The organism is Micromonospora sp. L5 (assembly GCF_000177655.2).
GTDB classification, from domain to species: Bacteria; Actinomycetota; Actinomycetes; order Mycobacteriales; family Micromonosporaceae; genus Micromonospora; species Micromonospora aurantiaca.
The window spans coordinates 2,245,388-2,272,357 of record NC_014815.1; the positions used below are offsets into that span (position 1 = coordinate 2,245,388).

At 73.0% G+C, this 26,970-nt stretch carries 20 protein-coding genes and 1 riboswitch; of the genes, 11 read left to right on the forward strand and 9 right to left on the reverse strand.

Annotated elements, in window-relative coordinates; all coding sequences use genetic code 11:
- Positions 1-24 precede the first annotated feature (24 nt).
- On the forward strand, positions 25-2,514 hold the full coding sequence (locus tag ML5_RS10900; protein WP_013474721.1) for a DNA topoisomerase (ATP-hydrolyzing) subunit A: 2,490 nt from the start codon (positions 25-27) through the stop codon (positions 2,512-2,514).
- A gap of 491 nt (positions 2,515-3,005) precedes the next feature.
- On the opposite strand, the gene ML5_RS10905 is transcribed toward ML5_RS10900, so the two are convergent.
- From ML5_RS10905 to ML5_RS10915, 3 genes are all read right to left on the reverse strand, one after another.
- On the reverse strand, positions 3,006-4,343 hold the full coding sequence (locus ML5_RS10905; RefSeq protein ID WP_013474722.1) for a uracil-xanthine permease family protein: 1,338 nt from the start codon (positions 4,341-4,343) through the stop codon (positions 3,006-3,008).
- A 94-nt stretch (positions 4,344-4,437) separates the two neighbouring features.
- On the reverse strand, positions 4,438-5,073 hold the full coding sequence (locus tag ML5_RS10910; protein ID WP_013474723.1) for an alpha-ketoglutarate-dependent dioxygenase AlkB: 636 nt from the start codon (positions 5,071-5,073) through the stop codon (positions 4,438-4,440).
- A 40-nt stretch (positions 5,074-5,113) separates the two neighbouring features.
- Positions 5,114-6,439: a polysaccharide pyruvyl transferase family protein gene (locus tag ML5_RS10915; RefSeq protein WP_013474724.1), complete on the reverse strand. Its 1,326-nt coding sequence runs from the start codon at positions 6,437-6,439 to the stop codon at positions 5,114-5,116.
- Positions 6,440-6,594: 155 nt separating this feature from the next.
- Between ML5_RS10915 and ML5_RS10920 the strand changes: the two genes are divergently transcribed.
- From ML5_RS10920 to ML5_RS10940, 5 genes are all read left to right on the forward strand, one after another.
- Positions 6,595-7,812, forward strand: coding sequence for an acyltransferase (locus ML5_RS10920; protein ID WP_013474725.1), 1,218 nt, complete (start codon positions 6,595-6,597; stop codon positions 7,810-7,812).
- An 80-nt stretch (positions 7,813-7,892) separates the two neighbouring features.
- Entirely contained in the window at positions 7,893-8,237 is a 345-nt protein-coding gene (locus ML5_RS10925; RefSeq protein WP_013285254.1) for a hypothetical protein, read from the forward strand.
- A 135-nt stretch (positions 8,238-8,372) separates the two neighbouring features.
- Positions 8,373-9,137 (forward strand): hypothetical protein, encoded by a 765-nt coding sequence (locus ML5_RS10930; protein ID WP_013474726.1) that lies wholly within the window; start codon positions 8,373-8,375, stop codon positions 9,135-9,137.
- Positions 9,138-9,445: 308 nt separating this feature from the next.
- Positions 9,446-9,588, forward strand: a riboswitch (cyclic di-AMP (ydaO/yuaA leader).
- A 192-nt stretch (positions 9,589-9,780) separates the two neighbouring features.
- On the forward strand, positions 9,781-10,635 hold the full coding sequence (locus ML5_RS10935; RefSeq protein WP_187692167.1) for a C39 family peptidase: 855 nt from the start codon (positions 9,781-9,783) through the stop codon (positions 10,633-10,635).
- 394 nt (positions 10,636-11,029) lie between these two features.
- Positions 11,030-11,776 carry an alpha/beta fold hydrolase gene (locus tag ML5_RS10940; RefSeq protein WP_013474728.1) on the forward strand — a complete coding sequence of 249 codons (747 nt, stop codon included), beginning with the start codon at positions 11,030-11,032 and terminating at the stop codon, positions 11,774-11,776.
- A gap of 36 nt (positions 11,777-11,812) precedes the next feature.
- Here ML5_RS10940 and ML5_RS10945 read toward each other — a convergent pair whose 3' ends face one another.
- The 4 genes from ML5_RS10945 to ML5_RS10960 form a co-directional block, all read right to left on the reverse strand.
- Positions 11,813-13,489, reverse strand: coding sequence for a CDP-glycerol glycerophosphotransferase family protein (locus ML5_RS10945; RefSeq protein WP_013474729.1), 1,677 nt, complete (start codon positions 13,487-13,489; stop codon positions 11,813-11,815).
- Positions 13,490-13,508: 19 nt separating this feature from the next.
- On the reverse strand, positions 13,509-15,011 hold the full coding sequence (locus ML5_RS10950) for a bifunctional cytidylyltransferase/SDR family oxidoreductase (RefSeq protein WP_013474730.1): 1,503 nt from the start codon (positions 15,009-15,011) through the stop codon (positions 13,509-13,511).
- Between the two features lie 104 nt (positions 15,012-15,115).
- On the reverse strand, positions 15,116-15,916 hold the full coding sequence (locus ML5_RS10955; RefSeq protein ID WP_013285259.1) for an ABC transporter ATP-binding protein: 801 nt from the start codon (positions 15,914-15,916) through the stop codon (positions 15,116-15,118).
- On the reverse strand, positions 15,909-16,811 hold the full coding sequence (locus tag ML5_RS10960; RefSeq protein WP_013285260.1) for an ABC transporter permease: 903 nt from the start codon (positions 16,809-16,811) through the stop codon (positions 15,909-15,911). Before ML5_RS10960 ends, ML5_RS10955 begins: the two co-directional genes overlap by 8 nt.
- A 155-nt stretch (positions 16,812-16,966) precedes the next feature.
- On the opposite strand from ML5_RS10960, the gene ML5_RS10965 reads away from it, so the two are divergent.
- The 5 genes from ML5_RS10965 (at position 16,967) to ML5_RS10985 (ending at position 23,231) form a co-directional block, all read left to right on the forward strand.
- Entirely contained in the window at positions 16,967-17,599 is a 633-nt protein-coding gene (locus ML5_RS10965; protein WP_013285261.1) for a TetR/AcrR family transcriptional regulator, read from the forward strand.
- Between the two features lie 151 nt (positions 17,600-17,750).
- A complete protein-coding gene (locus ML5_RS10970; RefSeq protein WP_013474731.1) occupies positions 17,751-18,860 on the forward strand; it encodes a DegT/DnrJ/EryC1/StrS aminotransferase family protein in 1,110 nt (369 codons plus the stop codon).
- On the forward strand, positions 18,857-19,882 hold the full coding sequence (locus ML5_RS10975; RefSeq protein WP_013285263.1) for a Gfo/Idh/MocA family protein: 1,026 nt from the start codon (positions 18,857-18,859) through the stop codon (positions 19,880-19,882). The genes ML5_RS10970 and ML5_RS10975 overlap by 4 nt, the downstream gene beginning before the upstream one ends.
- Positions 19,879-21,561, forward strand: coding sequence for a glycosyl transferase family 1 (locus tag ML5_RS10980; RefSeq protein ID WP_013474732.1), 1,683 nt, complete (start codon positions 19,879-19,881; stop codon positions 21,559-21,561). Before ML5_RS10975 ends, ML5_RS10980 begins: the two co-directional genes overlap by 4 nt.
- 50 nt (positions 21,562-21,611) lie before the next feature.
- Entirely contained in the window at positions 21,612-23,231 is a 1,620-nt protein-coding gene (locus ML5_RS10985) for a glycosyltransferase family 4 protein (protein ID WP_176921763.1), read from the forward strand.
- Between the two features lie 67 nt (positions 23,232-23,298).
- Here ML5_RS10985 and ML5_RS10990 read toward each other — a convergent pair whose 3' ends face one another.
- Complete coding sequence (locus ML5_RS10990; RefSeq protein ID WP_041784171.1) at positions 23,299-25,449, reverse strand: glycosyl transferase; 2,151 nt, start codon at positions 25,447-25,449, stop codon at positions 23,299-23,301.
- The gene (locus ML5_RS10995) at positions 25,446-26,888 is read right to left on the reverse strand and encodes a glycosyltransferase (protein WP_013474735.1); all 1,443 of its coding nucleotides are present in this window, start codon (positions 26,886-26,888) and stop codon (positions 25,446-25,448) included. The genes ML5_RS10990 and ML5_RS10995 overlap by 4 nt, the downstream gene beginning before the upstream one ends.
- Between the last annotated feature and the right edge of the window lie 82 nt (positions 26,889-26,970).

The following is a 26,970-nucleotide window of genomic DNA, read 5'->3' on the forward strand; positions in this document are numbered from 1 at the left end:
TTCGTCTCGGAAGGAAACCGCACCATGGCACGCCGCAAGGACGACCGCGCGAAGGCGGACCTGGCCGCCTTCGACCAGGCCGGCGCCCGCGTCTTCGACAACCCGCTGGTCACCGAGGTCTCGGACTCCTACCTGGAGTACGCGTTCTCGGTCATCCACTCCCGCGCCCTGCCCGACGCGCGCGACGGGCTCAAGCCGGTGCACCGGCGCATCCTCTGGTCGATGCACGAGCAGGGCCACCGGCCGGACCGCGGCCACGTCAAGAGCGCCCGGATCGTCGGCGACGTGATGGGTAAATACCACCCGCACGGCGACACCGCGATCTACGACGCGATGGTGCGGCTGGCGCAGGACTTCTCCCTCAACGTCCCGCTCATCGACGGGCACGGCAACTTCGGCAGCCCGGACGACGGCCCGGCCGCGGCCCGCTACACCGAGGCCCGGATGTCCCGGGAGGCGATGCTGCTCACCGGCGAGCTGGGTGAGGACACAGTCGACGTCGAGCCGAACTACGACGGCTCGCTGACCCAGCCCACGGTGCTGCCGGCGGCGTTCCCGAACCTGCTCGTCAACGGCGCGTCCGGCATCGCGGTCGGCATGGCGACGAACATGATCCCGCACAACCTCGGCGAGGTGGTCCAGGCCGCCCGGTGGCTGATCAACCACCCGGACGCCACACTCGACAAGCTCATGGAGTTCGTGCCCGGCCCCGACCTGCCGACCGGCGGGCTGCTGCTCGGCCTGGACGAGGTACGCCGCGCGTACGAGACCGGGCGCGGCGTGGTGCGCATGCGCGGCCGGGTGGAGATCGGCCCGCTGGAGGGCAGCCGCGGCCGGCAGGCCATCACCGTGACCGAACTGCCGTACGGCGTGGGCGCCGAGAAGGTCATCGCGGCCATCACCAACGAGGTGAACAAGACCAAGCGGCTGACCGGGATCGCCGACGTCAAGGACCTCACCGACCGGGAGAACGGCACCCGCCTGGTGGTGGAGTGCAAGGTCGGCGTCAACCCGCAGGCGCTGCTGGCCGACCTCTACCGGCTCACCCCGCTGGAGCAGTCCTTCGGCGTGAACAACCTGGTGCTCGTCGACGGCCAGCCCCGCACGCTCGGGCTCAAGGAACTGCTCGACGTGTTCCTGGCCCACCGCTACGAGGTGGTGACCCGGCGCAGCGCGTACCGCAAGCGCAAGCGGGAGGAGCGCCTGCACCTGGTCGACGGCCTGCTGATCGCCCTGCTCGACATCGACCGGGTGGTCAAGCTGATCCGTGCCAGCGAGGATGCCCAGGCCGCCAAGGACGGCCTGATGCAGCGGTTCAAGCTCTCCGAGATCCAGGCGACCTACATCCTGGACACTCCGCTGCGCCGGCTGACCAAGTACGACCGGCTGGAACTGGAGGCCGAGCAGGAGAAGCTGCGCGGCGAGATCGCCGAGCTGTCGAAGATCCTGGACGACGAGAAGGTGCTTCGGAAGGTGGTCTCCGACGAGCTGGCCGCCGTGGTCAAGCAGTTCGGCGCGCCGCGACGCACCACGCTCGTCGACGGCGACCTCAAGGAGGTGCTGGCCGCCTCGGTGCCCGCCGGTCCGCTGGAGGTCGCCGACGACCCGTGCCAGGTGATCCTCTCCGCCACCGGGCTGGTGGCGCGGACCGCGGCCGAGTCGGAGGAGGCCGCCGAGGCGCGCCGGCGCAGCGGCCGGGTCAAGCACGACGCGGTACGCGCCATCGTGCACTCCACCGCCCGCGGGCGGGTGCTGCTGGTGACCAGCGCCGGCCGGGCGTTCAAGATCGACGTGTTGCCGTTGCCGGTGCTGCCGGAGCAGTCCGGCACGGTGTCGCTGCGCGGCGGCATGTCGGCGGCGGAACTGGTGCCGCTGGAGCCGGGCGAGACGGTGGTCGGGCTCGCGCCGCTGGGCCCGTCCGCGCAGGGGTCGCCCGGCCTGGCGCTCGGCACCCGGGCGGGCGTGGTGAAGGTGTGCGCCCCGGACTGGCCGGTCCGCTCCGACGAGTTCGAGGTGATCTCGCTGCGTGACGGCGACGAGGTAATCGGCGCGACCTGGCTGACCGACGGCGCCGAGACGCTGGCGTTCGTCTCGTCCGAGGCGTCGCTGCTGCGCTTCGCCGCATCCGTCGTACGCCCGCAGGGGCTCAAGGGCGGCGGCATGGCCGGCATCAACCTGCCGGCCGGCGCGCGGGCGGTCTTCTTCGGCGCGATCCGCACCGACGACTCGAAGCACGGTGAGCCGATGGTGGTCACGTCGACCGGAGCGACGGTGAAGGTGACGCCGTTCAAGGCGTACCCGGCGAAGGGAAGGGCGACCGGCGGCGTACGCGCGCAGCGGTTCCTCAAGGGCGAGCTGGAGCTGTCGGTGGCCTGGATCGGCCCGCGGCCGGTGGGCGCGACGGCCACCGGCGACCCGGTGGACCTGCCCCCTGCGGACCCGCGCCGAGACGGCTCCGGTTTCGCCGTGATGCTCGGCCCGACCGTGGTGGGCCACCACATCGACCGTGACTGACGGGGTTGGGGCGGCCCGGCCCACCCGCCCCAACCGCTCAGTCGCCGCCGCTCGTCCCCTGCCTCCGCCCGCACCCGGCCCGGCGGCGTGCCCCAGCCCTCCGGCCACCCGACCCGTCCTCCCCGCTGCGCCCCTCCCGGCCCCACCCAACCCGGTTGATCAAGGAGTTAGCGGCCTTTTCACGCCCCGCGCCGACCACAAACTCCTTGATCACCGCAGCGGGCGCTCCTGCCGCACTGGGCGCCCTGGGCGGCTGGCGAGTTCCGGGCGTCTGGGCACTCGCCCCCACTCTGCACGGTCGATCATGAGGTTAGCGGCGACAAAACGGACACCGAGTGCCGCTAACCTCATGATCGACGCGGTCGGGCCCTCCGGGTGACCTGATCCCCCCCCACCGCCTGTTGACCATGAAGTTGGCGGGCGTGAATCGGGCAAACTGTGCCGCTAACTTCATGATCAACGGGGCGAGGGTGGGGCGGCGGTGGGGCGGGTCAGAGTTCGGGTTCGGGGGACTGGCGGAACTCGGGGGTCGTGCCGCGCAGGTGGGCGATCACGCGCATGCCGTGGTAGATGACCAGGGCGGCAGCAGTGCCCAGCGCGATGCCGTTGAACGACAGATCGCCGGCCGTCAGCGTGTAGTTGGCGGCGCCGATGATCACCGCCACCGCGGCGGTGAACAGGTTGATCGGGTCGTGGAAGTCGACCCGGCTCTCGATCCAGATCCGGGCGCCCAGAATGGCGATCAGGCCGTACAGCGCGGTGGTGGCGCCACCCAGCACCCCGGCCGGGACGGTGAGGATCAGCGCGCCGAACTTCGGGCAGAGCCCGAGCAGGATCGCCGTGCCGCCGGCGATCCAGTACGCGGCGGTGGAGTAGACGCGGGTCGCCGCCATCACGCCGATGTTCTCCGCGTACGTGGTGGTGCCGGAACCGCCGCCGGACCCGGCCAGCACTGTGGCGACGCCGTCGCCGAGCAGCGCCCGGCCCATGTCGCGGTCCAGGTTGCGGCCGGTCATCGCGGCGACCGCCTTGACGTGCCCGGCGTTCTCCGCGATCAGCACCAGGATCACCGGGATGACCAGCACGACGGCACGCGCGTCGAAGCTCGGCGTGTGGAACTCGGGGAAACCGACCCAGGCCGCCTGGCGCAGGCTGCTGACGGCCTGCTGGTCGAGGTTGCCGGTGAGCGCGGCGAGCACCCAGCCGACCACCACGCCGACGAGGATCGACAGCCGCGCCACGAAGCCGCGGAACAGCACAGTGGTGAGCAGGATCGCGACGAGCGTGACCACGGCGATCAGCGGCTGCGCCTTCACGCCGGTGCCGGAGCCGTCGCCGTCCCACGCGACCGGCGCGAGGTTGAGGCCGATCAGCATGACGATCGCGCCGGTGACCACAGGCGGCATCAGCGCGTCGATCCAGCGGGAGCCGGCCACCTGCACCACCACGCCGACGATCGCCAGCGCCACGCCCGCGACCACGATGCCGCCGAGGGCCGCGCCGATGCCGCCGTCGGTCTTCGCCGCCAGGACCGGCGCGATGAACGCGAACGACGACCCGAGGTACGAGGGCAGCCGGTTGCCGGTGATCAGCAGGAACAGCAGCGTGCCGAGCCCGGAGAACAGCAGCGTGGTGGCGGGCGGGAAGCCGGTGATCAGCGGGACGGTGAAGGTGGCGCCGAACATGGCGACCACGTGCTGCACGCCCACGCCGATGGTGCGCGGCCAGGAGAGCCGTTCGTCGGGTGCGACCACGTCGCCGGGGCGTACCTGGCGGCCGTCGCCGTGCAGTGTCCACGGGGACCAGCGGGAGGTGGGGGACTGGGTCATCGGTCGCCCTTCGCGTCATCGGGTGACGGGGGCGTGATCGACCCTGGGAGTTGTTTCTAGCACGTGCCCTGCGGCGATGGGGGCCCGCCCCGGCTCAGGCGACGCCTGTGGGACGGAACTGGACGCTGACCCGGGGGCCGACCGGCCGGGTGGTCTTCGGCACCGCGTGCTCCCAGGTGCGCTGGCAGGAGCCGCCCATGACCACGAGGTCGCCGTGGCCGAGCGGGAACCGCAGGCTGCCGCCGCCTCCGCCGCGCGGGCGCAGCAGCAGCGCGCGCGGGGAGCCGAACGAGACGATCGCCACCATGGTGTCGGTGTGCGCGGAGCGGCCCAGGGTGTCGCCGTGCCAGGCCACGCTGTCGCGCCCGTCGCGGTAGAGGCACATGCCGGCGGTGACGAACGGCTCGCCCAGTTCGGGCGCGTAGTGCCGGGTGAGCGCGTCCCGGGCCTCGGTGAGCACCGGGTGCGGCAGCGGCCGGCCGGCGGCGTACCAGCAGAGCAGCCGGGGCACGTCGACCTCGGTGTCGTACATGGTCCGGCGTTCGGCCCGCCACGGCACGTCGTGGCGCAGCGTGTCGAGCACCTCGTCGGAGCCGCGCACCCAGCCGGGCAGGTGATCGACCCAGGCGCCCCGGCTCAGTTCGTGCCGGCGCAGCGCCCCGGCGAGCGGGCCCAGGGTCGGGCCCTGCTCGGCCAGGTCGAGCATCGAGGGCTGGTACGCGTCGGACACGCAGCCGATCGTACCCCGCTCTCGAACAGGCGTACGACGATCAACGCCGCAGCATCCGGCGGACCTTGCCCGGGACGGCCTGCTTGATCCGCTCCCGGAGCTGCTGCGAGCGCAGCGCGTCGATGGTGGCGGTGAGCGTGGCGTTCTCGTCGCGCAGCCGTTCGATGCGGGTCAGCAGTTCGGCCGGCGTGGTGGCGGCGGCGGGCCGGACGGCCGGCGGGAACACCGTCTCGCCGACCTGCCTGTCGAAGCGCGCGGCGCTGTCGCCGTCGGCGAACGAGGTGCCGAGGTCGTGCTTGCGTAGGAACGCGGTGATGGTCTCGAAGCGGGCCTTGTGGCCGTCGTTGAGCGCTGTGTAGTCGGCCTCCGCGTAGAGGTCGGCGGCGTCCACGTCGGCCGGCACGTCCCGCATGATCCGGTGCGGGATGCCGAAGTAGCGGGCCAGTTCCAGGGTGCGCGAGTCGTGCGCGAACAGGTAGCCGGGCGTGCCCGCCACGAGCGCGGTGATGGTGCCGTGGATGCGGGTGCCGAACGCGAAGTCGTACCCGGACAGGTGCGACATCCAGGTCCACGGGTCGACGAACATGCGCACCTTGTCCTCGGCGAACAGCGGGTGCGAGGTGTGCAGCGGGATGTCGCTGCTCTGGCCCCGGTGCTCGGGCGCGTCGCCGTAGAGCAGGGTGCCGAGCGTGCGCAGGTCCTGCGGCACGTAGCAGAGGTTCGGGTAGCGCTCCTGGTGGTGGCGGACCACCGCGGCCATCGAGCGGACGTACGGGGAGATGGTCAGTGCGACCTTCGAGTCGGCGGTCAGCTCCGGGCGGCTCTTCTCCAACTGGAACGTGTCGCCGTGCAGGAACATCGACGGGCAGCCGATCTGCTCCACGGCGGAGAAGCCCAGCGCGTTGAGGTAGCTCTCGGTCACCTCGCCGCGTACGCCGATGCTGTGCGACCGGTCCAGCACGGCCTTGCAGAACGCGCGGACCGGCTCGTCGATCGGCCGCAGGTACTCGCGGTCGCCGTCGACGTTCGTCTGCACGCCGACGCCGAGCACCACCACCGGGATCTTCAGCCGTTCGATCAGCCGGGTCAGCGGCGTCAGGCGGTGCACGAAGCTGCGGCGGAACGCGTTCGCCAGCGGTACGACGAACACGTCGTGCCGCTCGTTGATCTCGTCGGCGAGCCGCGGGTCGGCCGGAGTGCGTGTCGGTGTGATCTCGGCCGAGGAGGTGGCGAGCAGCTTGTGTGCGGCGTGGCTGAAGACCAGGTTGCCGCTGTTGTCCCCGATCCAGTTGCCGGCGAACGTCTCCTCGGGCGTGAGGACGTCGAACGGGCCCTTGCGGGCGCGGAGCAGGATCCGCTGGTGCATCCGGTTCGCTCACCTTCCGTACGGCACGGCGTGCGGGCGGGAGCCGGGTGGGTGCCCGCGCGTGCAGAACGGAAATCCTATCCGCCGCCCGAGCGGAGCCGAGCGGACGTCGGCTCGCCGGGAACGTCCCGGTTCCCCGGGGTAGGGTGCCCGGAATGACCAGCGCGCCGACCGTCACCCGTGCCCCGCGACTGCCGTCGCTGACCGGATTGCGGTGGATGGCCGCGCTGCTGGTCTTCGGCTTCCACGCCGGGACCATGGGGATCATCGCCGAGCCGCACCTGAAGCCCCTGGTCGACAAGGCGTTCAGCCTGGGCCTGTCCGGCGTCGAGTTCTTCTTCATCCTCAGCGGGTTCGTGCTGGTCTGGTCGTACCGGGACGGGGAGCGCGCGTGGACGTTCCTGCGCCGCCGGTTCGCCAAGATCTACCCGAACCACGTGGTGACGTTCGTCGCGGCGCTGGCCGTAGCGGCCTGGTTCGCCGACCCGGTCGTGCCGTGGGCCGCGATCGCCAACTTCTTCCTGGTCCAGGCGTGGATCCCGCTGGGCGGCTACTTCTACAGCGTCAACAACGTGAGCTGGTCGCTCTCCTGCGAGCTGGCCTTCTACCTGTGCCTGCCGCTCGTGGTGCCGTGGCTGCGCCGGGCCCGTACCGGCGTGCTGCGGACCGTGCTGGTCGCGGCGCCGCTGCTCATCCTGGCGCTGTGGCCCGGCCAGCAGCTCGTGCCGGAGGAGCAGCGGTGGTGGTTCACCCAGATCTTCCCGGTGACCCGGTCGCTGGAGTTCTGGATGGGCGTGGCCGCCGCCGAGCTGATGCGCCGGCACCGCTGGCGCGGACCGAACCTCGCCGTCGCCACCGGGCTCTTCGTCGCCACCTGGGTGGTCGCCGCGCTGTGGATCCCGGCCGAGTTCTGGGCGGCGCTGCTCGCTGTCGCGTACCTGCTGGTCATCGCCGCCGCGGCGGACGCCGACGTGCGCGGCCGCCCCACCCCCTGGCGGTCCCGGGCGATGGTCTGGCTCGGTGAGGTCTCGTTCGCCTTCTACCTGGTGCACGTGCTCGTCATGGTCACTGTGCTGCGGCTGACCGGGCACTGGGGGACCGGGCTGCCCGGCTGGCGCGGCCCGGTCGCGGTGCTCGGCTTCCTGGTGGTCACGCTCGCGCTGGCCGCCGCGCTGCACCGTTGGGTGGAGACACCGATGATGCGCCTGCTCGGCCCGTCCCGCCGGGCCCGCGCGGCGTCGCGCGCACCGGCCGTGCCGGCTCCGCGCGAGCCCGCCGAGGCCGCCACCAGCCCGGCCGCCGACGGCGGCGCGAGGCCCGTCACCGGTCCGGCCGAGGACATCGAGTACGCCGGGCGGCGTCGCCCGGACTGACACGCGCACACGTCCGCCTGTCGATCCGCGACACGCCGTGCGGCGGTGCGTTCGTGGGGGATCGGCGGTAATTTGTACCCGTGCTTCCGATCGCGCTCACCTGCCCCGTGTGGTGGGTGGCGCGCTGGACCGCCCGGATGCTCGCCAGTCTCGCCGTGGTCGTCGCCTGTTCGTTCGGCGCCGCCACGCTGCCGGCCGGTGTCGCCGCTGCCGCCCCGGCTCCGGCGGTCGCCGCCTCGACGTACACGGTCACCGGCGCCTCGACCGCGACGCGGCCGGAGGCCGACCGCGTGGCCGAGCGGCAGGCCGCTCCCGCCGGGGTTCCGGCGCCCGCGCCCCGGGCGGCCGCCCCGGCCGTCGTGGAGCCGGTCCCGGCCGGACGGGCCGTCGCACCGGCCGGCCCGCGGGCCCCGCCCGCCCGCTGACCCGCTCACGGGCCGCGCCCGTTCTCCGCACCCACCGCACGTCATCCCCGCACCCGCCCCGGCGGCCCTCCACCGGCCCGCCCCGGCGAGGTCGTGCGGGTCCTCCCGCCAGGTCCTTCCCGTGAGGTGCCGACCATGTCGCAGACCGCTCTGTACCACTTCCTCACCTCCGTGCCCGAGGCCGCCGCCATCTGGTCCTTCCTCCTGCTGCTCGCCTTGGGCCTGCTCGCCGCGCTCGTCGCCCGGCCCGAACGCGACCCCGCGCCGGAGACCGCCCCCGAGCCGGCCGACGCCGACGCCGCCCGCCGCGACGACCTGATCCGGTACGCCGAGGAGGTGGCGGTGGCCGCCGCCGGGGCCGCCCAGACGGCCCGTCGCCGCCGGGAGCGGTGGCTGGCCGCGCAGGACGAGGCGGACCGGGCCTGGACCGCGTACGACGAGGCGGACGCCGCCGCCCGCCGCCTCGCCGGCGCCGCCGCGCTGGCCGCGCCGCGCACGCCACGAACCCCTGCGGAGTACGCGGCCCGGGAGCGCTGGCTGCGCCACGCCGCCATGACGGCGCACTGGCGGGGCGACCTGACCGCCCGTCAGCTCGCCGACGTGCTGGCGCGCCGCAACGGGTGGGATCCGCGCCGGCACCCGGCCGAGCAGGAGATCGTGCTGGCCCGCACCGTCAGGGACGGGCGCCGGGCCGGATGGGAGAGCGCCGCCGCGCGGGAGCGGGCGGCCTGGCGGGACGCGGAACTGGCCGCCGAGGCCGCCCGGACGCTCGCGGCCGAGGCGTACGCGGCCACCGTGGCGCTGCGGCCCGCCCCGGCGTACCGGAGCGCGACGCCGAGCGCCCAGCCGGTGCCCGCGTCGGTCCGTAACGCCCGCTGGCGCCCGGCCCGGGTCGGCTGAGACGGCCGTCTCGACCGAATCGTTACCCGGAACGTGGTGAGCCCGGTCACCCGGGCCGCCGAAACGGGCGCCGGGCGCAGAACGGGTCATCGAGTATCGCGATTGCCGGCCGGGTGGTCGCCGTCTGTCCGCTTTCCGCCGCCGGGCGCCGTCGAAACTGCTTGTCCCATTGAGTGAAGTCAGTAACCGGGTGTTCCGAAATCCGTTACCACGGATCACGTTTACGCAGGTGGGAGCGCTTGGCAGGGGGCATACCCACCGGTAGTGTCGGCGCGTCCGATGCGGTAATCGATCGCCGACGGCGACGCCGCACCGACCCGCCTAATCGTGTTCCACGAACCGGGGACCCATGAGCACCATCGGGGTGAATCCGCGAGCCCACGGCCCGCGGTAGGGCGTACTTCCCGCCCGAATCCGTCAGCTAACCCGGTCGGCGGCCACGGAAGGAGTACCCCGCGTGCCCACCCCTCGATCGTCCCCCCGCCTCCACGGCGAAGCGGTGCCCGCGCGCGCCTGACGCGCGACCGGCAACCGCCCCCTGGGCGCCCGGCATCACGGGCGTTCCCGATCCCCCGGCCATCCGGCCCCGCCAGCACGTGTGAGTTCCTCCGCGTGCCGGGCCGGCGTGTGCCGCTCACGCCCCGTGGAGGATTTCGTGAAGCACCACCTGAAGCGTCAGCTGCGACGGATCGTCACCGAACGCCCGTACCAGATCATCGCCGGATCGGCCGCCGCGCTCGTGCTGGCCGCCGGCGCCGGAACCGTCGCCACCGCCGGTGACGACGCCCCGGTCCAGGAGAACACCGCCGCGGTCGCCGACCTCGGCGCCGCCCGCCTCGGCGAGCAGCCCGCCAGCCGCAGCGAGGCCCGCATCGCCGTACCGCAGGCGTCGCCCAGCGCCTCCGCCTCGCCCAGCGCGTCGCCGAGCGCCTCCCCGTCCGCGAAGGCCGCTGCCGACCCGGACACCACGCCCAAGGCCAAGCCGAAGCCGCCGTCGAGCAAGTCGCTCGACTACGACTACCAGGCCCAGATCAACTACTTCTACTGCGGCCCGGCCGCCGTGCGCAACGCGCTCAGCGCCGCCGGCATCGAGCGCAGCCAGGACGCGCTCGCCGGCCCCCTCGGCACCACCGAGATGGGCACCAACTCGGCCGAGGACACCACCCGCGTGCTCAACCAGCAGGTCAAGGGCAACCCGTACCGGACCCGCATGATTCCCGGCTCGGCCACCCCGGCCCAGATGGACCGCCTCCAGGCCGACGTGGTCGAGGCGATCAGCAACGGCCGCGGGGTCGTCGCGAACGTCGCCGGTACGGCCACCGACACCAACGGCGGCTGGCACTCGTTCCCTGGTGGCCACTACGTCGCGGTGGTCGGCTACAAGGACGACGGCCGGACCGTACGGATCGCCGACTCGGCCGACCCGTCGCTGCCCTCGTACTGGATCACCACGATCGACCTGGCGCACTGGATCGCCAGCCGCGGCTACTCCGCCTGACCGTCCCGCACACCCGAAGGCCGGCACCCCACCCGGGGTGCCGGCCTTCCCCGTCTCGCCCGGTCCTGGCGCGGCCCTCACGCCGCCTTGGCGCGCGCCGATCTTGGACTTGTGGCGCCCAGTTTGTCTGGCTCGCCCGCTATGGAAGGTGCCATAACTCCAAGATCGACGGTGAGGGCGGAGTGTGGGCGGCCGGAGCCGGGGCGAGGGGGCGCCAGGGGCGAGGACGGCGCGGGGCGAGGGCCGCGCGCGGGGGCGAGGACGGGGCGGGGGCGAGGGCGGCGCGGGGGCGAGGGCGGACCGGGGGCGGGGTGTGGGCGAGCCGGGGCGAGGGTGGGGCGGGTCGGCGGGTTCGGTCTCGCGTGTCCGGGGCGGGCGGTGGCAGACTGCGCCAATGGGCGATGCGACGGGGAAGCGGCACCTGATTCTCCTGCACGGCATGGGTGCCACAGGCGAGGTGTGGCTGCCCTGGGCGCCGCTGCTGGAACGCCGCTGGCCCGGCCGCTGGCTCGCCCCCGACCTGGCGGGTCACGGCTGGTCGCCGCCGCTCGACGGCTACTCGTTCGAGGCCCTGGCCCAGCGCGTGGTCGACGGGCTCGGCCCGGTCCGGCTCGGCCCCGAGGACCGGCTGGTGCTGCTCGGGCACTCGCTCGGCGGGGTGGTGGCGCTGGCGCTCGCGGCCCGGCAGCGAGGGCTTCCGGTCGACGCGGTGGTCGGGCTCGGCATCAAGGCGGTCTGGTCCCCGGCCGAGCTGGCGAAGTCGGCGGAACTGGCCGCCCGGCCGGTCACCTGGTTCGCCACCCGTGACGAGGCGGCCCGCCGCTACCTGCGCGTGTCCGGGCTCGCCGGGCTGTTCGCCCCGGACCATCCGGTGGTGGAGGCGGGGCTGCGGCGGGAGGACGGCCGCTGGCGGCTCGCCATGGACCCGGCGGCGTTCGCGGTCGGGGAGCCCCGGCTGCCGGTGCTGCTGGCCGCCACCGACGTGCCGGTGCTGCTGGCCCGGGGCGAGCTGGACCCGATGGTGACCGACGCGCAGCTCAAGGAACTGGGCGTGCCGGTGGCCACGCTGCCCGGGCTGGGCCACAACGCGCACGTCGAGGACCCGGAGGCGGTGCTCGCCCTGCTCGACCCGTACCTCTGAGCGGGCGAGCCGGCCCGCGACGGGCCGCCCGCGTTTCTAGCCAGCCGCGCGCGGCGCCGGGACCGCCCAGTCGGGTTCCAGCTCCCGGCGGGCGGCGGACAGGAACGCCTCGGCGTAGGCGTCGGCGGGGAAGTCGCCCAGGTAGCGGGTCCGCGCCGTCCAGCGCTGCGCCGCCTTCGGGTCGGCGTCCAGCAGGTCGGTGAGCACCTCGTCCACGTTGGACATGTCACGCCGCAGCACGTAGCCGGACGCCGCGAGCGGGAACCGCTCGACGAAGTGCTCGCCGTCGGCGCCGGTGTCGGTGACCGCGTACGGCTTGCCGGAGTAGAGCCAGTCGGAGATGACCCCTGACACGTCGGAGACCAGCGCGTCGGCGCGGTTGACGCACTCGGTGAGCGTCAGCTCGCGGGCCGCGGCGGCGCCCCACAGGTGCGGCCGGCCGGTCTTCGCCCGGTCCGCGGCGAGCAGTTCGGTGAGCCGGGCGAGCTGGCGGGCCGAGGCCGGGTTCTTGCCGGTGTACGGGTGGGCGCGCAGGATCACCGCGGCGCCCCTGTCGATCAACCGGCGGATCAGCGTCTCGGCCACCGGCAGCGAGCAGTAGTTCGCGTCGGCGTGGTGCCCGGTCCAGGTCGGGGTGTAGAGGACTGTGGGGTGCGCCGGCGAGGTGACCGGCTCCCGGCGTACCTCGATGGCCTCGACCTGGGGCCGGCCGACCACGACGAACTTGTCGGCGGGGATCTCCACGCCGGCGCGGGCGTACCTGTCGATCGCGGCCTGCCCGGCCACGAAGATCTTGTCGAAGATGGCCGAGACCGGGTTGGCGCTGGGGGCCTTGTCGCTGTCGCCGTGGTGCAGCTGCACGTGGGTGAGCTGGTTGAACCGGATCAGGTGGGCGTTCTTCGCGCCGTGGTTGACGTAGAACGCGACCCGCAGGCTGGGCACCAGCGCCTCGTCGAGCGCCTTCAGGGTTGGGCAGAGGACCACCGGCGCGCGGGTGGCGGCGGCCACCGCGGGCAGGAGCTCCGGCTCGCGCAGCACCACCACGAACGGGCGGCCGATCCGTTCCAGGTACGGCAGCCACATGGTGACCTGGTACTCCGAGCCGGGTGGCGCGGAGAAGTGCAGCACGAACTCGGGCTGGTGGCGGCGCAGTGCCCGGCCGACCGGGCCGCCTCCGGCGGGCGGCCGGAACCGGCGCCGGGCGAGGTCCAGCGCGACCGCCCCGCATCCGGCGCCGACGAGCAGCGCGGCGACCAGCGCCGTCCAGGCGGGCAGCGTCAGGGCGGCGGCGAGCGCCACCACGGCGAGCAGCACCAGCAGCGCGTCGCCGAGCCGGGCGGCGACCACGGGTGTCCACGTGCGGACCGGGAGGTTCGCCGCCCGGATCTCCAGTGCGCCGGCCTGCCGCAGCGGGCCGACCAGCAGCACCAGCCCGAGCAGCACCAGCGCGGTGGCGGCGAGCGCCGGGTCGAAGCCGTCGTCGAGGCGCCGGGCGTAGCCGACCAGGATGCCGGCGGCGACGAGCACCGTCTCGGCGAGACCGTCGGCGGACGGCCGGACCCGGCGCTCCCAGGCGGTGGCGGCCAGCGCCGCGACCGCCAGGGCCAGGCCCCAGCCGGTGGCGCCGGTGAGCGCCACGACGAGGAAGGCCAGCACCGCCAGCCCGGTGGTCAGCCCCCGGGCGAGCAGCTTGCGGACCAGGTCACCACGCATCTGGTACGTCCCGTCGGGTTCAGGCGTCGGCGGACAGCTCGGACCGGTGCGGGCCCGGCTGCGCCGGCACGGCGGCCACCTGCTCGCCGGGGGACCGGCGCACGTCGACCACCTGGCCGGTCAGGTCGGAGATCAGCACGTCCAGGGACGCCTGCGCGACCGCCTCGGAGGAGAGCAGCGTGTGCTCCGGCTCCTCGCCGAACGCCCGCGTCCGCATCGGGGTGGCGGTGCGTTCCGGGTTGACGCAGTTGACCCGTACGCCGAACTCGGCCCACTCGTCGGCGAGCGCCTGGGTCAGGTTGACCAGCGCGGCCTTGGTGGCCGAGTAGAGCGCGTAGCGGGCCCGGCCCCTGGTGTAGGAGCTGGACGTGTAGAGCAGCAACTGGCCCTTTGTCTGCTGCAGGTACGGCAGGGACTGGCGCGCGATGGTGACCGGCCCGACGAAGTTGACGTGCAGGAGACGGTCCATCGTCTCGGAGTCCATCTCGGCCAGCGCGCCCTTCTCCAGGATGCCGGCGGTGACCACCACGTGGTCGATCCGGCCGGTGGCCTCGAACGCGGTCTTCAGCGCGGCGGCCACGTCCTCGGCGCGCTCGACGTGCGTGCCGGTGGTGGAGCGGCTGAACGGGAAGACCTGGGCGCCGTAGCCGCGGGCCAGTTCGGCCAGGTCGTGGCCGATGCCGTAGCTGCCGCCGAAGACCACGATGGTCCGGCCGGTCAGCTCCTCGGCGTAGCTGCGGTGGTCGGTCAGCCGGGGCGCCTGCGCGGCGGCGAGCTGGAACAGCTTGTCGGCCAGGTGCACGTCGACCGGGTGGGTGACCTTGATGTTCTCGTCCGAGCCGTCGATCACCTTGATCGGCGTGCCGGGCAGGTAGCGCAGCACCACGCCGCAGTCGTCGGTGGCGGCGAAGTCGGGGTCGCCCTCGGCGCGGCGGTACGCCTCGCGGATGGTGCCGGAGCGGAACGCCTGCGGGGTCTGGCCGCGGCGCAGCCGGGAGCGCACCGGGATGTCGGTGATGCAGTCGTCCGCGTCGACCTGGATGATCGTGTCGGCGGACGGGATGGCCACGTCGACAGCCGAGTACGTCCAGAGCGCGTTCACGCACTCGCGCACGATCCGGGCGCTGACCAGCGGGCGGACCGCGTCGTGGAAGAGGATGTTGACGTCGCCCTCGCCGACCGCGTCGAGCGCGATCCGGGTGGTGTCGTTGCGGGTCTCGCCGCCCTCGATCACCTTGGTGACCTTGCGGAAGCCGGCGTCGGTGACGATGCGCCGCGCGTCGTCGACGTGACCGGTGGCCATCAGCACGATGATCTCGTCGATCTCCGGCGCGGCCTCGAAGACGGCGAGGGTGTGCTCGATGATCGGCTTACCGGCGATCTTGAGGAGCTGCTTCGGGATGCCCAGCCCGAGGCGCGTGCCGGTCCCCCCGGCCAGGATCACGGCCACCGTACGCGCGGGGCGCCAGGGTGCCGGGCTCGCCGGCGCGGCGTCCGGTGCGGTGGTGTGGTCCTGCGTCATTGCCGTACCTCACTCTGGGTGAAAGGGGATGGATCCGAAAACCTTAACGCGTACGCCGGAGCGCACCGCTCCGGGCGGAACCCGGTGCGGTGCGCTCCAGGGCGCTACTTCTGGTTCTCGTACGCGTCGCAGACCTCCTTGGTGGGGCCGTCCATCTTCAGGACGCCGCTCTCCAGCCAGATGGTCCGCTCGCAGGTGTCCCGGATCGAGCCGATCGAGTGGCTGACCAGGAAGACGGTGCCGGCGCTGTCGCGCAGCTCGCGGACCCGCTGCTCGCTGCGGACCCGGAACTTGCGGTCGCCGGTGGCCAGTGCCTCGTCGATGAGCAGCACGTCGTGCTTCTTCGCCGAGGAGATCGCGAAGCGCAGCCGCGCGCCCATGCCGGAGGAGTAGGTGCGCATCGGCAGCGAGGCGAAGTCGCCGCGCTCGTTGATCCCGGAGAACTCGATGATCTCCGGGGCGATCCGCTTGACCTCCTCCGGCGGCATGCCCATGGCCAGGCAGCCGAGCACCACGTTGCGCTCGCCGGACAGGTCGTTCAGCAGCGCGGCGTTCACGCCGAGCAGCGACGGCTGGCCCTTGGTGTAGACGGCGCCGCGGGCCGGCGGGAGCAGCCCGGCGATGGCGCGCAGCAGTGTGGACTTGCCGGAGCCGTTGCTGCCGATCAGGCCGATCGCCTCACCCTCGTACGCGGTGAAGCTCACGCCCTTGACCGCGTGCACCTCGCGGATGTTCGGCGCCTTGGTGCGGGAGACGATCCGCTTGAGCGCGGAGACCGGGGTGGTGCCACCGCTCGCGCCCTTGTGGATCCGGTAGATCACGTGCACGTCGTCCACCACCACCGTGGGGACGCGACCCGAGTCGGTCACCGGGCCGGCGTTCAGCGGCAGGGTCTGCTCAGCCACGGCCGTACTCCTTCTCTCCGCGCCAGAAGTAGACGAACCCGCCGATGCCCATCACGACCGCCCAGAACAGGCCCATCGCCCACAGCTTCAGCGGGGAGCTGATCAGGTTCGGCTGGTGCGAGTCGAGCAGCGCGTAGCGGGCCAGCTCGATGAAGACCAGCGGCGGGTTCCACTCCAGGATGTTCGCCGCCCAGTTCGGCAGGTGCTCGCGGATGAGTGCCACCGGGTAGAGCACGCCCGAGGCGTACAGCCAGGTGCGCATCACGAACGGCATGACCTGCTTGAGGTCGGTGGCCTTGGAGCCGAGTCGGGCCATCACCATGCTCAGCCCGACGTTGAAGATCGTCTGGAGCAGCAGCATGGGGACGATCAGCACCCAGCGGAAGGTGATCGGCTCGCCGGTCAGCAGCACGATCGCGGCCAGCACCACCATCGACATGAGCAGCTGCTGGAGCTGGACCAGCGTCACGGTGATCGGCAGCGCGGCCCGCGGGAACTGGAGCGCCCGGATCAGGCCCAGGTTTCCGGTGATCGCGCTGGTGCCGTTGGACGCCGCGGTCTGGGTGAAGATGAAGATGAAGATGCCGGTGCACAGGTACGCGATGAAGTTCGGCACGTTCCGGTGCTGGGCCAGGATCACGCCGAAGATCAGGAAGTAGACCGCCGCGTTGGTGAGCGGTGTCAGCACCTGCCAGAGCTGACCGAGCTGGGTGTTGCTCAGCGAGGAGGCGACCTTCGCCCGCGAGTACGCGGTCATGAAGTGCCGGTACGCCCACAACCTGCGGGCGTACTCACCCAGGGCGGGTCGTTCCCCGGCCACCCGTAGCCCGTACCGCTGGGCCAGCTGGGCCCGGGTCAGTCCGGATTCGGGGTCGGCCACCGCGGTGTTGGCCATGTTCAGGCGCTCCGATCTTTCGTGCTGATGGGGAGCAGTGCGGTGAAAGAGATCCAGCGTGGCCGGGCGGGGAGGAGCCGCCTCGCTGCTGCATGGAAGGTAGTCCACCGAACGTCGGGACGCAACCGTACCGTCGTTGCGCTACATTGTTCCACGTGACGACCGAGAAGAGGCGTGCCCCGGCCGGCGCGGCGGTGCTGCGCGGGGAGATCACCAGTGCCATCCGCGCCGCCGTGATGCAGGAGTTGGCCGAGGTGGGCTACGGTCGCCTCTCCATCGAGGCGGTGGCCCGCCGGGCCGGTGTGAGCAAGACCGCCATCTACCGCCGCTGGCGTTCCAAGCTCGACCTGGTGCTGGACATGGTCTCGGCGGTGGCGGGGCGGAACATCCCGCTGCTGGACACCGGCAGCCTCCTCGGTGACCTGGAGATCCTGCTGCACGTGATGGCGCGCGCGTTGCGTCACCGGCTGGCCGCGCAGATCATCCCGGACCTGCTGGCCGAGGCGGCCCGCAACCCGCAGATCGCGGAGAAGCTGCAGGCCGCCCTGGACGACTACCAGCAGGCCATCGGCCGGATCCTGATCGGCCGGGCGGTCGAGCGCGGTGAGCTGTCCGCGGACACCGACCGGCGCGCCGCCGTCGATCTCATCGTCGGCCCGGTCTACTGGCGGATGGCGATCTCCCGGGCCCCGCTGGAGCCCACCGAGGTGCCCCGGATGGCGGCCGCGATCGTCGCCGCTCTGCGGGTAGCATGCGTGGGGCCTGTACGCGACGAGGTGGAAGTCTGAACCCCGGGCCGCCCCCGGAGGGCCGTCGTCGATCATGAACAGAAGGTCACATCCGGTCGGACAATCAGTGCAACCCGTTGGTTTTCCCGACAGACCGGTACCATCCCCCGAAATGTCTCTCATGAACCACGCGTCGACAGGAGGAAGCCCCATGGTCGGGCCGCATCCAGAGTTCATTCCCCCCGCACGGCCGATCATCGGCGAAGCCGAGATCGAGGCGGCCGTCCGGGTGCTGCGGAGCGGCCGGGTCGTGCAGGGCCCCGAGGTCGCCGCGTTCGAGGAGGAGTTCGGCGACCTGGTCGGCGGCCGGCACTGCGTCGCCGTCAACTCCGGCACCTCCGCGCTCCAGCTGACGCTGATGGCGCTCGGCTTCGGCCCGGGTGACGAGATCATCGTCCCGTCCTTCTCCTTCGCCGCCAGCGGCAACGCGGTCCGGCTGGTCGGCGCCGAGCCGGTCTTCGTGGACATCGAGCCGGGCAGCTTCTGCGTCGACCCGGAGGCGGTCGCCGCGGCGATCACGCCGAAGACGGTCGCGATCATGCCGGTGCACCTCTACGGCCACCCGGCCGCGATGGACCGGATCATGGCGATCGCGCAGCAGCACGGCCTCGCAGTGGTCGAGGACGCCGCGCAGGCGCACGGCGCCGAGCTGAACGGCACCCCGGTCGGCGCGTTCGGCACCGCCGGCTGCTTCAGCTTCTACCCGACGAAGAACATGCACTCCCTCGAGGGCGGCATGATCACCACCGCCGACGCGGACCTCGCCCGGACCCTGCGGCTGCTGCGCAACCAGGGCATGGAGCAGCGGTACGCCAACGAGATCGTCGGCGCCAACATGCGGATGACCGACGTGGCCGCCGCCATCGGCCGGGTGCAGCTCACCCAGCTCGCCGAGTGGACCGAGCAGCGCCGCGCCAACGCCAAGTTCCTCGACTCGGCGATCACCGGCATGGTCACCCCGCCCGTCGCCGACGGCGCCAAGCACGTCTACCACCAGTACACCGTGCGGGTGCGGGCCGACCGGGACGCCGCCCAGGCCCGCCTCACCGAGCTGGGCATCGGCAACGCGGTCTACTACCCGACCCCGATCCACCGGCTCAAGCCGTACCTCGACGCCGACGGCAAGCCGGGCGCGTGGGACCTGCCGGAGACCGAGCGGGCCGCCGCCGAGGTGGTCTCGCTGCCGGTGCACCCGTCGCTGAGCCCCGCCGACCTGGAGCGGATCGCCGAGGGCGCGAACCTGGCCGGGGGTGCCCGATGAGCGGACGGAAGCTGCGGGCCGGCCTGATCGGCCTCGGCGCGATGGGCCGCAACCACGCCCGCGTGCTGTCCAACCTGGACGGCGTCGAGCTGGTCGGCGTGGTCGACCCGGCCGGCGACGTGACCGGCACGCTGCGCGCGCCCGTCGTACCCGAGCTGAGCGACCTGCTCGCCCTCGGCGTCGACTACGCGGTGGTGGCCTGCCCGACGGCGCTGCACGAGCCGATCGGCATGGAGCTGGCCGCCAACGGCGTCTGCGCGCTCATCGAGAAGCCGCTCGCCCAGTCCGTCGACGCCGCCACCCGGCTGGTCGAGGCGTTCGAGAACGCCGGCCTGGTCGCCGGCGTCGGGCACATCGAGCGCTACAACCCGGCACTGCAGAGCCTGCGCACCCGCCTGGAGGCGGGCGAGCTGGGCGAGGTGTTCCAGGTCGTGACCCGGCGCCAGGGCCCGTTCCCGCACCGGATCGCCGACGTCGGCGTGGTGATGGACCTGGCCACCCACGACATCGACCTGACCGCCTGGGTGACCGGCCAGCAGTACAGCTCGGTCGCCGCCCGCACCGTCTCGCGCAGCGGCCGGCTGCACGAGGACATGGTCGCCGTGGTCGGCCAGCTCGCCGACGGCACGATGGTCAACCACCTGGTGAACTGGCTCAGCCCGCTCAAGGAGCGGTCGACTGTGGTCACCGGTGACAAGGGCTGCTTCGTGGCCGACACGCTCACCGCCGACCTGACCTTCTACGCCAACGCCGCCATCGACACCGAGTGGGAGGCGCTGCGCGCGTTCCGCGGCGTGGCCGAGGGCGACATGGTCCGCTACGCGATCCCGAAGCGGGAGCCGCTGCTGGTCGAGCACGAGCGCTTCCGGGACGCGGTCGAGGGCAAGCAGAGCGACATCGTCACGCTGCGGCAGGGTCTGCGTACCGTGCAGGTCGCGGCCGCCCTGCTGGAGTCGTCCGCCGACGGCAAGGTCGTGTCCGTCGCGGCCAGCGGCAGCGACGCGGAGCCGGCACTGCGATGAGCCCGGCGCCGGTGCGGCGGACGGTCTCCGCGGTACGGCGGCGGATTCCCCGGCGGTGGCGCATCGCGCTCCGCCGGGCCGCCGTCGGCGCGCGGCCCTGGCAGACCCCTTCGGTACGCGAACTGTGTGAACTCCCCGCCGGCACGCCGCTGTTGGTGCACGCCGGCGGGATCACCGGCGACCGGGCGCTGGACGGCGTGCTGCGCGCGCTCGTCCGGCTGCCCGAGTTCCACCTGGCGCTGGTCTGCGACGAGGCGGAGCGGGCGCCGGCCCAGGACCTGACCCGCCGCGCCGGCAAGGCGTGCCGCCGGGTCCACGTGGTGCCGCGCCCGCGTACGGTGACGGCAGCGTTCCTCGCCTCGGCGGACGTGGCGGTGTTCGGGTTCGACCCGGACGCCGGTCTCGACCTGCTGGACACCTTCCTCGCCGCCGGGCTGCGGGTGGTCGCCGCCGACAGCCGGGTGACGCGCGAGCACCTGGCCCGGCACGGCGGCGGCGAATTCTTCGCGCCCGGCTCGCTGCCCTCGTTCACCAAGGCGGTGGAACGGGCCCGGCAGCGCGGCGGCGACGAGGCTTCTCCCGCGCAGGAGCCGCCGGTCGCGCCGATCGAGGCCGGCACGCCCGGCCCGTGGCGTCCGCTCGGCGCCGGGCCGATCCGGCTGGGGCTGGGCACGGCGAACTACGCCGGGCAGCTCTCCGCCCTGGCGGTGGCGATCACCACAGCCCGCGCCGACGTCGGCGCGGAACTGGTGATGGCCAAGCCACAGGCCACCTACCGCTACCCGGCCGACCGCTACCTGAACTACCCCGGCGAGCACCGGCTCGACGTGCAGATCGCGCGGGCCGAGCGGGTGCTCGGCTGGTACACCCACCTGATCGTGGACGCGTTCCGTCCGGTGCTCGGCCGGGCCAACGGCGACGACATCGCCGCGGACCTGCCCGCGTTGCGCCGGGCCCGGCTCAAGGTCGCGCTGCTGGCGCACGGCAGCGAGATCCGCCATCCGGGCGCGCACCTGGAGCGGCACGCCGAGTCCGCGTTCCGGGACGCCCCGGAGGACCTGATCGGGCAGCTCACCACAGTCGCCGAGCGGAACCGGCGCACCGCCGAGGAGAGCGGCCTGCCGTTCTTCGTGACCACCCCCGACCTGCTGGACGACGTGCCGTCCGCCACGTGGGCGCCGCTGATCGTCGACGTGGACGCCTGGGCCTGCGACCGCCCGGTGCTGGAACGCGCCCGGCCGGTGGTGCTGCACGCGCCGTCGAAGCGGTGGACCAAGGGCACCGACCGGCTCCTGCCCCGGTTGCAGGAGCTGCACGATCGACGGATCATCGAACTGCGCCTGGTGGAAGGGCTGCCGCACCACGAGATGCGGCGCCAGGTGCGGGAGTGCGACATCGTGGTCGACCAGCTGGTGATGGGCAGCTACGGCACCTTCTCCTGCGAGGGGATGGCCGCCGGCCGGGTCGTGGTGGCGTACCTCAGCGAAGGGCCGCACCGGGCCGCCGGGGTCCAGCCGCCGATCGCCAACGCCACCCCCGGCACCCTCGTCAAGACCATCGAGTCGCTGCTCGACGACAGGCCCGCCGCGGTCGCCCTGGCCGCGGCGGGCACCCGTTACGTCCGTGACCACCACGACGGGCGGCGCACCGCCGAGGTCTTCGACGCCTTCCTCCGGTGACCCGCCCGACCACCGCCCACGCCCGCACCGTCAACGAGGAGAAGCACCCGATGCAAGCTGGCGCTAACAGCGATGCCCGACCGACCCGGGGCCGGGTGGTGATGCTGGTCGACAACGGCGTCCACGGCGACTCCCGGGTACAGAAGGCAGCGCGCTCGGCCGCCGACGCCGGCTGGGAGGTCTTCCTCCTCGGCATCCGCAACGCCCGCTCCGACGTGGACACCTGGCGCATCGGCGGCGCCGAGGTGCGGCTGCTGCGGGTGCCCAAGCCGCTGCACCGGCTGCCCCGGGAGTACAGCCGGTCGCTGCGCCGGCCGCTGGCGTACGCGTCCACCACCAAGGCCGCGTACCGGGTCCAGGAGATCAAGGCATGGCAGGCCGATCTGTACGAGCGCCGCGTCCGCGCCCAGGCGCTGGGCGGCGGGCTTCCGGCCGCCGTGGGACGGGCGGCCCAGCTGCCGTCCCGCGCCGCCGCCACCGCGCTCGCCCGCTGGGTGCGCTTCCGCAGCGGCGAGACCCGTCGGCTGCGCAAGGCGCAGACCGATCCGGAGGCGCTGTTCAGCCGCCTGCCCGTGCGGTTCTGGCAGGGGCTGCTGGGCGACCGCGCCTGGCGCCGGCTGGACCCGGGCCTGTGGGACTTCGAACTGGCCTTCCGCAAGACGCTCGACGAACTCAAGCCGGACATCATCCACGCCAACGACTTCCGGATGCTCGGCATCGGCGCGCGGGCGACGCTGCGGGCCCGGGCCGCCGGCCGGCGGACCAAGCTGGTCTGGGACGCCCACGAGTTCGTCGGCGGCATCACCGGCCGGGCCGACAACCCGCGCTGGCTGCCGGCCCAGATCGCCTACACGGCTGAGTACGCCGCCTATCCGGACGCGGTGGTGACCGTCTCCGACACGCTCGCCGACCTGCTCCAGGAGACCCACAACCTGCCCGACCGGCCGGCCGTGGTGCTCAACGCGCCGATGGCGCCGCCGGCCGAGGCCGACGGCGACGTGCCGGACCTGCGGGCGCTGTGCGGCGTGGACAGCCGGACGCCGGTGCTCGTCTACTCCGGCGCGGTGAACCCGAGCCGGGGCTGCCAGATCATGGTGGAGGCGCTGCCGGAGCTGCCCGACGTGCACGTCGCGTTCGTGACCATGAACCCGAACGGCGACAACCAGTTCTCCGAGGCGCTGCGGGAGCGGGCCGCCGAACTCGGCGTCGCGGACCGTGTCCACCTGCTGCCGTACGTGGCGCACTGGCAGGTGGTGCCGTTCCTGTCCGGCGCGGACGCCGGGGTCATCCCGATCCACCACAAGCCCAACCACGAGCTGGCGCTGATCACGAAGTTCCTGGAGTACTCGCACGCCCGGCTGCCGATCGTGGTCAGCGACGTGAAGACCATGGCGCAGACCGCGCGGGCCACCGGGCAGGGTGAGGTGTTCACCGCCGAGGACCGGGCCGACTACGTCCGGGCCGTCCGGGCCGTGCTCGCCGACCCGGAGCGCTACCGGGCCGCCTACGACAAGCCCGGCCTGCTGGAGGGCTGGACCTGGGAGGCCCAGGCCCGGATCCTCGACGAGGTGTACGGCTCGCTGCTGGGCACGCCCGCCGCGAGCGGGGCGCGTCCTCCGGCGTCCCGGCGTCCCGGCGACGAGCGGGAGTACGCGGCCACCTCGCGCTGACCCCCGGCACAGAACGATTCGGCCGGCTCCCCGTCACGGGGAGCCGGCCGAATCACGTGTACGCCGGTCAGCCGGACGTGGCCGGCGGCTCCAGCAGCAGCCGGTCGAAGTCCTTCTGCGTCACCGACCAGTCCCAGGTGCTCAGCACGTGCGACGCCGCGGCCCGGCCCGCCTCACGCCAGGTCTCCTCGGTGGCGGTGAGGGCCAGGATCCGCTCGGCGGCCTCCTGCGGCGTACCCACCACCCAGTCGCTCGGGAACAGGCTCCGGGCGCTGTGCGGGCGGCCGGCGAAGAACGGCCAGTCGCGCACCACGGGCACCGCGCCGCTGGCCGCGCCCTCGACGAGCGCACAGTGGAAGCTCTCCCGCAGCGAGGTGCTGAGGATGACCCCGACGTCGGTGAGCGCACCGGGGACGTCCTCGGTACGGCCGGTCCGCACCACCGCGCCGGACGGCTCCAGCTCGGCCAGCTCGGCGTCGAGTTCCCGGACGTAGGCCGTGATCGCCGGGCTGAGCTCCGGGTTGAGGTCGTCGCCGACCAGCTTGAGACGGTACCGCTCGTCGTGCCGGCGCAGCTCCCGCAGCACCGCCAGGGCCCAGCGCGGGTCCTTCGCCAGGGAACTCAACCCGACCAGCCCGAGCGTGAACCGGCTGTCGGCGGAGACCTTCGGCGCCACGTACCGGTGCAGGTCCATCGCGTTGCTGATCATGTGGGTCCGCGGGCCCTGCGGCGCGCGCAGCCGCGGCACCGCGGCCAGCGCCAGGTCGCGCAGGTGCTCGGAGACGAAGACCACGTCGTCCACACGCGACCAGTCGGTCAGGTGCGGCCACCAGCTGAACGCCTCGAAGCTGTGCAGGCGGACGATCACCCGGGTGGTGCCCGGGTCGATCATCGTCAGCATCGCGGCGCCGAGGTTGCACCAGTCCACGAAGACCGTGTCCGCCCACTCCAGGTGGGGGCCCCACGCCTCCTGGACCTCCCCGGCCCGCTTGGAGGCGCCGGCGAGCATGTGGAGCGTCACGTTGGTGCGGCCGTTGCTGAGCACCGGGAGGATCGACTCCTCCATCAGGTTCAGCCGGCGGACCTCCACCCCGGGCATCGCCTCGTAGCGCTCCAGGATCGGCCCGAGGAAGTTGTCGTTCAGCCCGGTGAAGAAGAGCATCCGGTGCGGCCGGCCGGCGGGCGGGAACGCCGCCGGGCTCTGCCGCCCGCGCGGCGTCGCCATCGCCCGGCCGGCCTCGCTGTCGTGCAGCGGCGCGAGGAACTTCTCCGGGTCCTCGGCCAGCGGCGAGGTGGTGCCGTCGAACTGCACGATCCGGTGAAACATCAGGTTGAACGCGCGCAGCACGTGCGGCGCGGCCTTGCCCGGGTTGCGCTTCTTGAGGAAGCCGTCGGCGAGCTTGAGCTGACCTCGCACCACTGTCATCAGGTGCTCGGGCACCTTGCCCTGGCTCAGTTCCGCGTCCACGATCGGGCCGAGGAGCTGCCCCTTGGTCGCCGGGCTCTTCAGCCGGCCCTGCGCCGCCAGCGCCAGCCGCTTCGCGCTGGCGCCGTGCCCGGTCTTGAGCATGTTGCCGGTGACCCGCCGGGCGATCTTGCCGCGGTGCCGCTCCGGCAGGCCGGGCGCCGTGACGGCGCCCTGCCAGAACCAGCGCACCGGGCCGAGCTTCATGGCCCGCTTGCCGGTGCTCATCTCGAACACCCGCTTCGCCAGGTCGACGGTCTGGTTGCGGGTGGCGCTCGCCAGCACGGTCGGGGCCGGGCCGACGGTGTTCAGCCGGGGACGGCGGTAGCGCGCCGGGTCGGCGGACCGCTTCTCCACCGCCCGCAGCGCCGGGGCGATGCCGTAGACGGCGTCGGCCCGCCGGTAGCGCTGCGCGAGCTGCCAGACGGTGTGCAGGGCCTGCGCGTCGAGCGCGACCAGGACGTCGGCCCGCTTGGCGTGCCGGCGTACCCACGGGTCGCGCTGGGCGCGCAGCCACGGGCGCCGGGCCGGGGCCGCCCGCTTGACCGCCCGGCCGAAGCGGGGGCCCAGCTCGGTGGCGGTGGGCAGCAGGTGCACCTCGGCCAGCTCGGTCGCCGCCGGGATCTTCTCCACCGGGTCGAAGGTGGTGGCCACCCGTACGGTGACGCCCCTGTCACGGAACTGCTGAAGCGCGTCGGTCAGGACCGCCACCCGTCCGGGGACGGTGCCCATAACCATCAGGACCTCGATCATGACCTACCTTCTCGGGCCAGGACGCGCGCGCCGGCGGGGGAGGGCTGTGGGGTGCCGGCCGGACCGCCGGTGCCCAGCACCAGCTCGGTCACCTCCCGGACGGCGGGGATGAGCTGCTCCTCGCGGGCGTACTGCCGCGCCTCGGCGCGGGCCTTCTCCCGCTCGGCCGCGTCGGCGGTACGGGCCATCGCGGCGGCCCGCCGGAAGGCGCCGGTCAGCTCGGCCGGGTCCAGCCCGACCGCGCCGGTCCAGAGTGGATAGGTGGACAGCACCGTGGAGGCGTCGTGGTCGGCCTCGTGGGCGGAGACCACCGGCAGGCCGGTCGCCATGTACTCGTACACCTTGCCGGAGGTCATGTACCGGCCGCCGGTCACCATCAGCACCACCGCGTCCCAGCGGGAGTAGAGGTCGACCACCTCGGCCTTGGGCACCGAGCCGCCGACCAGCACGCCGTCGACGGCGGCGGCCCTGAGCAGCTCCGCGTGCGCGTTGTCGCCGCGCGCCCAGGCGGCGCCGATGTGGCCCCGCACCTCGAAGCGGGCGTCGGCCAGCGCCGGGTCCTCGGCGCGTGCCGTGCGCCAGCCCTCGAGCACGGCGCTCAGCAGCGGGACGGGAAGGTTCAGCGCGCCGAGGTAGCCGAAGGTCAGCGGCCGGTCCGGCGGGGCGGGGCGGACCTGGGCCGGGATGCTCGCCGCGTCGTAGCCGTTGCGCACGACCCGCATCTTGTGCGCCAGTTCCGGATAGCGCTCGCGGTACCAGCGGGAGATCGGCTCGTTGACGTTCCAGATGGCGACGGCGTTGGTGAGCAGCTTGATCTCCCACTGGCCGGAGACCGACTCCCGGGTGAACGCCTCACCGTTGTTGATCACGTCGACCGACCAGCCGTCGCGGAAGTCCACCACGTACGGCACCCGGTGCGTCTCCCACAGCTTCCAGGTCGCGGACAGGTTGACGTACGGCGCGCAGGTGGTCACCAGCAGGTCGACGTGCCGCTCCCGGTGGATCCGGAGCAGGGCCTTCTCCAGCGCCGGACGCCAGCCGCCGAAGACCGGCTCGGGAAAGACCTTGAGGTTCTGCTTGCGCAGGTCGGCCAGGTAGTCCTTGTGCGCCAGGGCACGCTGCTCGGTGAACGTGCGGATGTCGGTCTCGAGGTCGTCCCGGAACAGCGGCAGCTTCACCACGCGCACGCTGGGATCCACACCCTGGGAGAGGGTGTGGTCGAGCCCGTACTCCCGTTCCCAGGCCTCGTCCGCGATGGTGACAGCGGTCACGTCCCAGCCCGCGGCGGCGAACTGGTTCGCGGTCTCCCGCATGCGGTAGGCGCAGCTCTTGGCCGCCGGTGGGAAGCCGATCGCGAGGTAGACCATGTGCGGCCGGGACCCGGACCGTCGCGGCCGGGGGAGTTTCAACGAGTCCCAGAGAGTTCGCCCGTTGTTCATCGATTCCGATCCTGGGGAGGTGGGGAGATGCCGTGTCGCGGCCTGGACGGCTCGGCCGGACGCGGTACCTGCTGTGCCGGTG